Source organism: Mycobacterium sp., assembly GCF_049673265.1.
Classification (GTDB): Bacteria; Actinomycetota; Actinomycetes; order Mycobacteriales; family Mycobacteriaceae; genus Mycobacterium.
In genome coordinates this window covers 1-9,320 of the sequence record NZ_JBATXN010000320.1, presented here as the reverse complement: position 1 = coordinate 9,320, position 9,320 = coordinate 1, and the positions used below count along the sequence as shown (strand labels likewise).

The 9,320-nt window shown below is 65.6% G+C and carries 7 protein-coding genes; all 7 read left to right on the top strand.

Annotation, left to right across the window (positions count from 1 at the left end; genetic code table 11):
• Window positions 1-103: 103 nt before the first annotated feature.
• Window positions 104-676 carry a DUF937 domain-containing protein gene (locus WBF82_RS11375; RefSeq protein ID WP_424383136.1) on the top strand — a complete coding sequence of 191 codons (573 nt, stop codon included), beginning with the start codon at window positions 104-106 and terminating at the stop codon, window positions 674-676.
• A gap of 65 nt (window positions 677-741) precedes the next feature.
• Window positions 742-3,405 carry a valine--tRNA ligase gene (locus WBF82_RS11370; RefSeq protein ID WP_424383135.1) on the top strand — a complete coding sequence of 888 codons (2,664 nt, stop codon included), beginning with the start codon at window positions 742-744 and terminating at the stop codon, window positions 3,403-3,405.
• The gene (gene folC / locus WBF82_RS11365) at window positions 3,402-4,844 is read left to right on the top strand and encodes a bifunctional tetrahydrofolate synthase/dihydrofolate synthase (RefSeq protein WP_424383134.1); all 1,443 of its coding nucleotides are present in this window, start codon (window positions 3,402-3,404) and stop codon (window positions 4,842-4,844) included. The genes WBF82_RS11370 and folC overlap by 4 nt, the downstream gene beginning before the upstream one ends.
• 51 nt (window positions 4,845-4,895) lie before the next feature.
• On the top strand, window positions 4,896-5,282 hold the full coding sequence (locus tag WBF82_RS11360) for a DUF4233 domain-containing protein (protein WP_424383133.1): 387 nt from the start codon (window positions 4,896-4,898) through the stop codon (window positions 5,280-5,282).
• Between the two features lie 22 nt (window positions 5,283-5,304).
• Window positions 5,305-5,709, top strand: coding sequence for a nucleoside-diphosphate kinase (gene ndk / locus WBF82_RS11355; RefSeq protein ID WP_424383132.1), 405 nt, complete (start codon window positions 5,305-5,307; stop codon window positions 5,707-5,709).
• A gap of 303 nt (window positions 5,710-6,012) precedes the next feature.
• Window positions 6,013-8,868 (top strand): Rne/Rng family ribonuclease, encoded by a 2,856-nt coding sequence (locus WBF82_RS11350; RefSeq protein ID WP_424383131.1) that lies wholly within the window; start codon window positions 6,013-6,015, stop codon window positions 8,866-8,868.
• A gap of 162 nt (window positions 8,869-9,030) precedes the next feature.
• The coding region (gene rplU, locus WBF82_RS11345; protein ID WP_424383130.1) for a 50S ribosomal protein L21 at window positions 9,031-9,320 on the top strand (290 nt) is incomplete at its 3' end.

Below are 9,320 nucleotides of genomic sequence, written 5' to 3'. Positions count from 1 at the left end.
AATTGAATCTGCGTGCAAGAACCGCTTTCGGAGGGCTTCGGCGCGGGCTAGTGTCGTGATCGAGGTACCACACCCAACCCAGTGACGTTAGGTGGACAAGTCCATGTCGGGCCTTGAAGATCTCTTCGCTCAGATTCCCACAAGTGACATCGCAAGCAAGATCGGCGTCGACGAAGCCGAAGTCAACAAAGCGGTTCAGCTGTTGGTGCCGGTGCTGGTCGGCGGATTGCACGAGAACGCACAGGACCCCGATCACGCCAGCAAAATCGAGTCCGCCGCCGACAGCCATGCCGCCAGCGGTCTGCTCGACGGCGGCGTGAGCGTCGACCAGGTCGACGAGAAAGACGGTCAGCAAGCGATCGCGAAGATCTTCGGCGGCAATGACGCCGCGCAGGTCGCCAACGCGCTGGCCGGTGGCGGCGGCGGCAACAGCGATCTGCTCAAGCAGCTGTTGCCGATCCTGGCGCCGATCGTGCTGGCCTATGTGGGAAAGCAACTCTCCGGAAAAAGCGGAGCTTCCGCTAAGGAGGCCGCCTCCGGCGGGGCGCTCAACGACGTACTTGGCAGCATCCTTGGCGGGATGGGCGGCAACAAGTCGCTCGGCACCGTGTTGGGCAACGCGTTGGGTTCCAAGGCAGGCGACATCCTCGGCGGATTGCTCGGCGGCAAGAAATAGCCACCGAACACCCCCGCATCCGGGCGGTGTTCGTTGCCGGCCTCGGCGCTTTCTAGACTTGACGGGTGACCGCTAGCCCCGAACCCGCCGCCAACGCGCGGGCTGAAGCCCTGCCCAAGGCGTGGGATCCGGGCGCGGCCGAGAGTGCGATCTATCAACGTTGGCTTGACGCGGGCTACTTCACCGCGGACCCGGCCAGCGCAAAACCTGCCTACTCGATCGTGCTGCCGCCGCCGAACGTGACCGGCAGCCTGCACATGGGGCATGCGCTCGAGCACACCATGATGGACGCCCTGACCCGTCGCAAGCGCATGCAGGGTTATGAAGTGCTGTGGCAGCCAGGTATGGATCACGCGGGTATCGCAACTCAAAGCGTGGTGGAAAAGCAGTTCGCGCTCGACGGGAAGACCAAAGAGGACTTCGGCCGCGAGCTGTTCATCGACAAGGTCTGGGATTGGAAACGCGAATCGGGCGGAGCCATCGGTGGTCAGATGCGCCGGCTCGGCGACGGAGTCGACTGGGGCCGCGAGCGCTTCACGATGGACGACGGGCTGTCGCGGGCAGTGCGCACGATCTTCAAGCGGCTCTATGACGCGGGTCTGATCTATCAAGCCGAGCGGCTGGTGAACTGGTCGCCGGTGTTGGAAACGGCGATCTCGGATCTCGAGGTCCGATACGAGGACGTCGAAGGCGAACTGGTGTCGTTCCGGTATGGCTCACTCGATGATTCCGAGCCGCACATCGTGGTGGCCACCACCCGGGTAGAGACGATGCTGGGCGACACCGCGATCGCGGTGCATCCCGACGACGAACGCTACCGAAAGCTGGTCGGCACCACGCTGCCGCACCCTTTCCTGGACCGAGCGCTCATCATCGTCGCTGACGATCATGTCGACCCTGAATTCGGCACCGGCGCAGTCAAAGTCACGCCGGCCCACGACCCGAACGACTTCGAAATCGGACTACGGCACGAGCTGCCGATGCCGTCGATCATGGATACTAAGGGCCGGATCGCCGACACCGGAACACAATTCGACGGGATGGACCGCCTCGACGCCCGCGTCGCCGTTCGCGAAGCGCTTGCAGCACAGGGCAGAATCGTCGCGGAGAAGCGTCCCTATCTGCATAGTGTCGGACACTCCGAGCGGAGCGGGGAGCCGATCGAACCGCGGCTGTCGCTGCAGTGGTGGGTGCGGGTTGAATCGCTGGCCAAGGCCGCTGGCGACGCAGTCCGCAACGGCGACACCGTGATCCACCCTGCCAGCCTGGAGCCGCGCTGGTTCGCATGGGTCGACGACATGCACGATTGGTGCATTTCTCGGCAGCTGTGGTGGGGCCACCGGATCCCGATCTGGTACGGCCCTGACGGTCAGCAGATGTGCGTTGGCCCGGACGAGACACCGCCCGACGGTTGGGAGCAAGACCCCGACGTCCTGGACACCTGGTTCTCGTCGGCGCTGTGGCCGTTTTCGACATTGGGCTGGCCGTCGAAAACGTTGGAGCTGGAGAAGTTCTATCCGACAAGCGTTTTGGTGACCGGCTACGACATCCTGTTCTTCTGGGTGGCCAGGATGATGATGTTCGGCACCTTCGTCGGCGGAGACGACGCCATCACCCAGGACGGCAATCGGGGTCCGCAGGTTCCGTTCACCGACATCTTCCTGCACGGCCTGATCCGCGACGAGTCGGGCCGAAAAATGAGTAAGTCCAAGGGCAACGTCATAGATCCGCTGGACTGGCTGGACATTTACGGCGCCGACGCCTTGCGGTTCACGCTGGCCCGCGGCGCCAGCCCCGGCGGTGATCTCGCGGTCGGCGAAGATCACGTACGGGCGTCGCGGAATTTCGGCACCAAGCTGTTCAACGCCACCCGGTTCGCGTTGCTCAACGGTGCTGCCCTCGCCCCGCTGCCTGATCTCGCCGAATTGACCGATGCTGACCGCTGGATCCTGGGCCGGCTGGAAGAGGTTCGGGCCGAAGTTGATTCGACTTTCGACGGATACGAATTCAGCCGCGCCTGCGAGGCGCTCTACCACTTCACCTGGGATGAATTCTGCGACTGGTACGTCGAACTGGCCAAGACGCAACTGGCCGACGGCCTAACCCACACCACCGCGGTGCTGGCCGCCGTGCTGGACACCCTGCTGCGGTTGCTGCATCCGGTGATCCCGTTCATCACCGAGGCGCTGTGGCAGGCGTTGACCGGGCAAGAGTCGCTGGTGATAGCCGAGTGGCCAAAGTCGTCCCGCGTCAGCATCGATAGTGTTGCCGCGCAACGAATCACGGACATGCAGAAGCTGGTCACCGAGATCCGCCGCTTTCGCAGTGACCAGGGTTTGGCGGACCGCCAGAAAGTGCCCGCCCGGTTGTCGGGTATCGACGCCGCCGACCTGAGCACTCAGATCGGCTCGGTCACCTCGCTGGCCTGGCTGACCAAGTCGGACCCGGAATTCAGCCCGTCGGCATCGCTTGAGGTCGGCCTTGCCGGGGGTATCGTCGTCGTCGAACTCGACACCTCGAGCACCATCGACGTCGAGGCCGAGCGTCGTCGCCTCGAAAAGGACTTGGCCGCCGCGCAGAAGGAATTGGTCTCCACCACAGCAAAATTGGGCAATGCTGACTTTATGGCCAAGGCGCCAGCCGCTGTCGTCGACAAGCAACGAGAGCGTCAACGCGTGGCCCGCGAGGAAACCGACCGGATAACGGCCAGGTTGGCCGGGCTGCAGTGACCCTGGAGCCACCCCACCCCGGAGCCACCGGCGTGGTTCCAACCCCGGATGAGATCGCGGCCTTACTGCAAGTCGAGCATTTGCTCGACCAACGTTGGCCGGAGACCAAGATCGAGCCGAGCCTGACTCGCATCACCGCGCTGATGGACCTTCTCGGTTCACCCCAACGCGGCTACCCGTCGATTCATATCGCCGGCACCAACGGCAAGACCTCGGTGGCGCGCATGGTCGACGCGCTGCTGACCGCGTTACAGCGGCGCACCGGACGGACGACCAGTCCGCACCTGCAGTCGGCGGTCGAGCGGATCGCCATCGACGGACAGCCGATCAGCCCGGCCCAGTACGTGGCCACGTACCGGGAGATCGAGCCGTTCGTGCAGATGATCGACGCGCAATCGCAGGATGACGGAGGCCCGGCGATGAGCAAGTTCGAGGTGCTCACCGCGATGGCGTTCGCGGCGTTCGCCGACGCGCCGATCGAGGTCGCGGTCATCGAAGTGGGTCTTGGGGGCCGCTGGGACGCCACCAATGTGGTCGAGGCGCCGGTCGCGGTCATCACCCCGATCAGTGTCGACCACGTCGAATATCTCGGCGCCGACATCGGCGGGATCGCCGGCGAAAAGGCCGGCATCATGCACAAGGCCCCTGAAGGAGCACCCGACACCGTAGCGGTGATCGGGCGGCAGGTACCCGAGGCGATGGAGGTGCTGCTGGCCCAAACCGTGCGCGCCGACGCCGCGGTCGCACGCGAAGAATCCGAGTTCGCCGTGCTGGGTCGCCAAATCGCCATCGGCGGCCAAGTGCTGCAGTTGCAGGGCCTCGGCGGGGTGTACTCCGATGTGTACTTGCCGCTGCACGGTGAACATCAGGCCCACAACGCGGTGGTGGCGCTGGCTGCCGTCGAGGCTTTTTTCGGTGCCGGCGCGGAGCGTCAGCTCGATGTCGATGCCGTGCGGACCGGGTTCGCAGCCGCGACCAGCCCGGGCCGGTTGGAGCGGATGCGCAGCGCACCGACGGTGTTCATCGACGCCGCGCACAACCCGGCGGGCGCTGCGGCTTTGGCCCAAGCGCTGGGTGAGGAGTTCGATTTCCGGTTCCTGGTCGGGGTGGTCAGCGTGCTGGCCGACAAGGACGTCGGCGGGATACTTGCCGCGTTGGAGCCGGTGCTTGATCGAATTGTGGTCACCCACAACGGATCACCGCGAGCTCTCGACGTCGAGTCGCTAACACTGGCCGCGCAGCAGTGGTACGGACCCGACCGCGTCATCGCGTGCGAAAACCTGTCTGCCGCAATCGAAACCGTGACTGCGCTGGTTGACGACGCCGTTGCCGGCGGGGAAGTCGCTGAGGACGCCTTGTCCGGGACCGGCATCGTGATCACCGGCTCGGTGGTCACCGCCGGGGCGGCACGGACGTTGTTCGGACGTGATCCGGCGTGACGCGCGCCGACGACGATGATGCCGGCGAAGCCGGGATCGAGGAGTGGCGCCATGACCCAGCCTGACGCGCCCGATCCGTGGAAGAGCTTCCGCGGCGTGATGGCCGGCACCCTGATCCTCGAGGCGATCGTGGTGCTGCTGGCCTTGCCGGTGGTCGGCGCGGTCGGCGGCGGCCTTTCCCCCGCCGCACTGGGATATCTGATCGGCGTGGCGGTGATCCTGGTCCTGCTCACCGGCCTGCAGGGCCGGTCGTGGGCCATCTGGCTGGACCTTGCCATGCAGCTGGTCCTGATTGCCGGTTTCCTGCTGTATCCGGGCGTGGGATTGATCGGGCTGCTCTTTGCCGGCGTGTGGGGGCTGATCGCCTACTTACGGGCTGAGGTTCTGCGCCGCCAGCAACGCGGCATGTTGCCCGGCCAGCGGCCGCCTCCCGACTGATTGGCCAGGTACGCTGTCCGCCGTGACTGAGCGGACTCTTCTGTTGATCAAGCCCGATGGGGTCGAACGGCGCCTGGTGGGCGAGATCATCGGCCGCATCGAGCGCAAAGGCCTGACCGTCGCGGCGCTGGAAATGCGCGTTATCGACGACGAGCTGGCAGCCCAGCACTACGCGGAGCACGACGGCAAGCCGTTTTTCGGTTCCCTGCTGGAGTTCATCACGTCAGGACCGCTGGTGGCGGCGATCGTCGAGGGGCCGCGGGCGATCGCGGCGGTGCGCCAACTGGCCGGCGCAACCGATCCGGTCGAGAAGGCCGCTCCTGGCACCATCCGTGGCGATTTCGGCCTCGAAACGCAGTTCAACTTGGTGCATGGCTCCGATTCACCCGAGTCGGCTCAGCGCGAGATCGCGCTCTGGTTCTCTTAAGCCCTAACCGGGGATCGGTGCACTTGGTCGAGTCGCCCCGAGGGTATGGGATACTGAGTAACGGGTGAACGTCGCCGGACCGGCTTCGGAAGCCCGAATGAAGACTTCGACAAGCGCGACCACCGCGAACCGCGATACGGGCGCCGAGTGTCCAGCCATCATTCACAACCGGCGCCGAGTGTGTTCGAAAAGAGCCGCTCGGAGCGAGACCATCACAAGTTCGGGAGAAGTGACCCGGACGCATAGCGAAGCCCTCGCGTGGCCGCGTCGCAAAGGACGCGCCCGGGGGCTAGAGGAGAATACGTGATAGACGGTGGCCCATCCTCAGAGCTCCCAGAAGACTCGTCGCAGCAGGAGGACCTGCCTGACCGGCTGAGGGTCCATTCGCTAGCCAGAGCGCTCGGGACGACCAGCAAACAGGTGCTCGACGCTCTCGCCGAACTCGACGGGCGGGTCCGGAGCGCCCATTCCACCGTGGACCGCGTCGACGCGGTCCGGGTGCGCGACCTCCTGGGCAGCGCGGCGGCTACTGCCGCCACCGCAGCCGGCGTCGCGACCGAACCGGAAGCAGCCGGTGCAGGCGATGAACCCGAGTCGCGGCTGATGCTGGAGACCCCGGAGCACCCCGCTGACCGCCCCGAGTACATGCCGCTCTTTGTCGCGCCACAGCCGGTTGAGAGAGCCGAGGTGGATGCGGCCGACGACTCCGCGGATTCCGAGGACGAGGACGAGGACGATGACGACTTCGACGGCGACGACGAACAGGCCGATCGTCCGGCCAACCGACGGCGTCGGCGCGGGCGTCGGGGCCGGGGCCGCGGCCGCGGCGAACAGAACGGAGCCGACAAGAGCGGGGAGGCCGGCGTCGACGGCGCGAAACCGGACAAGTCGGACAGTGCATCGGCTGACAACGCCGACGACGACGACTCCGATGACGACACGGACGACTCGGATGCCGCCGAGGACGACAACGGCACCGGCGACGGCGCCAGCAAGCGTCGCCGTCGCCGCCGCCGGCGCAAGTCAGGCTCGGGCGATGACACCGATGACGGCCCGTCCCCAGACGACCCGCCGAACACCGTGGTGCACGAGCGGGCGCCCCGAGCCAAGGACAAGTCCGACTCCACCAACACCGAGATTCAGGGCATCGACGGCTCGACCCGGCTGGAGGCCAAACGGCAGCGCCGCCGCGACGGGCGTGATGCCGGACGGCGCCGCCCACCCGTCCTGACCGAAGCCGAATTCCTGGCCCGCCGGGAGGCGGTCGAACGGGTGATGGTCGTTCGCGACAAGGTCCGCACCGAACCACCGCACCCGGGGTCGCGGTACACCCAGATCGCCGTGCTCGAAGACGGGATCGTCGTCGAGCATTTTGTGACCTCAGCCGCCTCGGCATCACTGGTGGGCAATATCTACCTGGGGATCGTGCAGAACGTGCTGCCGTCGATGGAGGCGGCGTTCGTCGACATCGGCCGCGGCCGCAACGGTGTGCTCTACGCCGGTGAGGTGAACTGGGAGGCCGCCGGCCTGGGCGGGTCCAACCGCAAAATCGAGCAGGCGCTCAAACCCGGCGACTACGTCGTGGTGCAAGTCAGCAAGGACCCGGTCGGCCACAAGGGGGCCCGGCTGACCACCCAGGTGTCGCTGGCCGGTCGCTACCTGGTGTACGTGCCGGGCGCGTCGTCGACCGGCATCAGCCGCAAGCTCCCCGACACCGAACGCCAGCGCCTCAAAGAGATCCTGCGTGAGGTGGTGCCGGCGGACGCAGGCGTGATCATCCGCACCGCCTCCGAGGGCGTCAAAGAAGACGACATCCGTGCCGACGTGACCCGGCTGCAGGATCGGTGGACCCAGATCGCCGCCCAGGCCGAAGAGACCAAAGAGAAGGCGGCCGGCGCCGCTGTGGCGCTTTACGAAGAGCCAGACGTCCTGGTCAAGGTGATTCGGGACCTGTTCAACGAAGACTTCGCGCAGCTGATCGTGTCCGGCGAGGAAGCCTGGACCACCATCACCGAATATGTGAATTCGGTTGCGCCCGAACTTGTTTCGAAGCTGAATAAGTACGAGGCGGCGGAGCTTTCCGGAGGCGGGACGGGCCCAGACGTCTTCGCGGTGCACCGTATCGACGAGCAACTGGCCAAGGCGATGGACCGCAAGGTATGGCTGCCCTCGGGCGGAACGTTGGTGATCGACCGGACCGAGGCGATGACGGTGGTCGACGTCAACACCGGCAAGTTCACCGGGTCCGGCGGCAACCTTGAACAGACCGTTACCAAGAACAACCTCGAAGCGGCCGAAGAAATCGTGCGCCAGCTGCGGCTGCGCGACATCGGCGGCATCGTCGTCATCGACTTCATCGACATGGTGCTCGAGTCGAACCGTGACCTGGTGCTGCGTCGGCTGACCGAGGCGCTGGCGCGGGACCGCACCCGCCATCAGGTATCCGAGGTGACGTCGTTGGGGCTGGTGCAGCTCACCCGCAAGCGGCTGGGAACGGGGCTGATCGAAGCATTTTCGACGAATTGCCCGCACTGCGGCGGCCGCGGAATAACGCTGCACGCTGATCCGGTCGACTCCACCTCCGCGGCGACCGGTCGCAAATCCGAGTCTGGCGGCAAGCGGGGTCGGCGCTCCAAGAAAACCAAGTCCGAAGAGCAGGTTGTGGCCAAGGTGCCGGTGCACACTCCCGGCGAGCATCCGATGTTCAAGGCCATGGCGGCGGCCAATGGTCGCCATGACGACGAGACCGACGATGAGCACGCCGAGGATGTCGATGAAGCCGTCAACGGGCACGACTCCGAAGACGCCGAAACCGAAGGACAGCTCCAAAAGCAGGTCGCCGGTGAGGCCGCCGACGAAGACCTTGAGGACACCGACTTCGACGACAGCGACGAAGACGACGACGTGGAAGACGACGAGGTCGAACTCGACGACGACGAGGACATCGACGACGAGGACCTTGAAGACGAAGAGGACGACGAGGACGAGGATGGGGACGAGGACCTTGACCTCGACGAGGACCTGGACGCCGAAGACTCCGACGGCTCCGACACGGATTCCTTCGAGCACGAACCGTCGGCAATCACCGCCTCCGCCGGGCAACCCCGCCGACGTCGGACCGCGGCCCGACCGGCCGGCCCACCGACCCATGAGGACTAATCGACCGGTTTGACCCTTTAGCCGCTGGTCACGTACCCTTGACCAGTTGTCGTCAGGCCCGTTGACCGGGTTTTGGCCGACACTCCCAGACCAGCCCGCACACTTTGGTCGCGCGGTGCCCCGCTAGGCCCAGAAGAACTAGAAGAAGAGGTAGACGTAATCATGGCGACCTACGCAATCGTCAAGACCGGCGGCAAGCAGTACAAAGTCGCCGTCGGAGACGTCGTCAAGGTCGAGAAGCTCGACTCTGAGCCCGGTGCGAAGGTTTCGCTGCCGGCTGCCCTGGTCGTCGACGGCGCAACCGTGACCACCGACGCCGCGGCGCTGGCCAAGGTCGCGGTGACCGGTGAGGTGCTCGAGCACACCAAGGGTCCCAAGATTCGTATCCACAAGTTCAAGAACAAGACCGGTTACCACAAGCGTCAGGGTCACCGTCAGCGGCTGACGGTCCT

Excerpts from the sequence above, each read along its gene's own strand:
- WBF82_RS11375 (WP_424383136.1), top strand. The coding sequence starts at position 104 with ATGTCGGGCCTTGAAGATCTCTTCGCTCAGATTCCCACAAGTGACATC.
- WBF82_RS11360 (WP_424383133.1), top strand. The coding sequence starts at position 4,896 with ATGACCCAGCCTGACGCGCCCGATCCGTGGAAGAGCTTCCGCGGCGTG.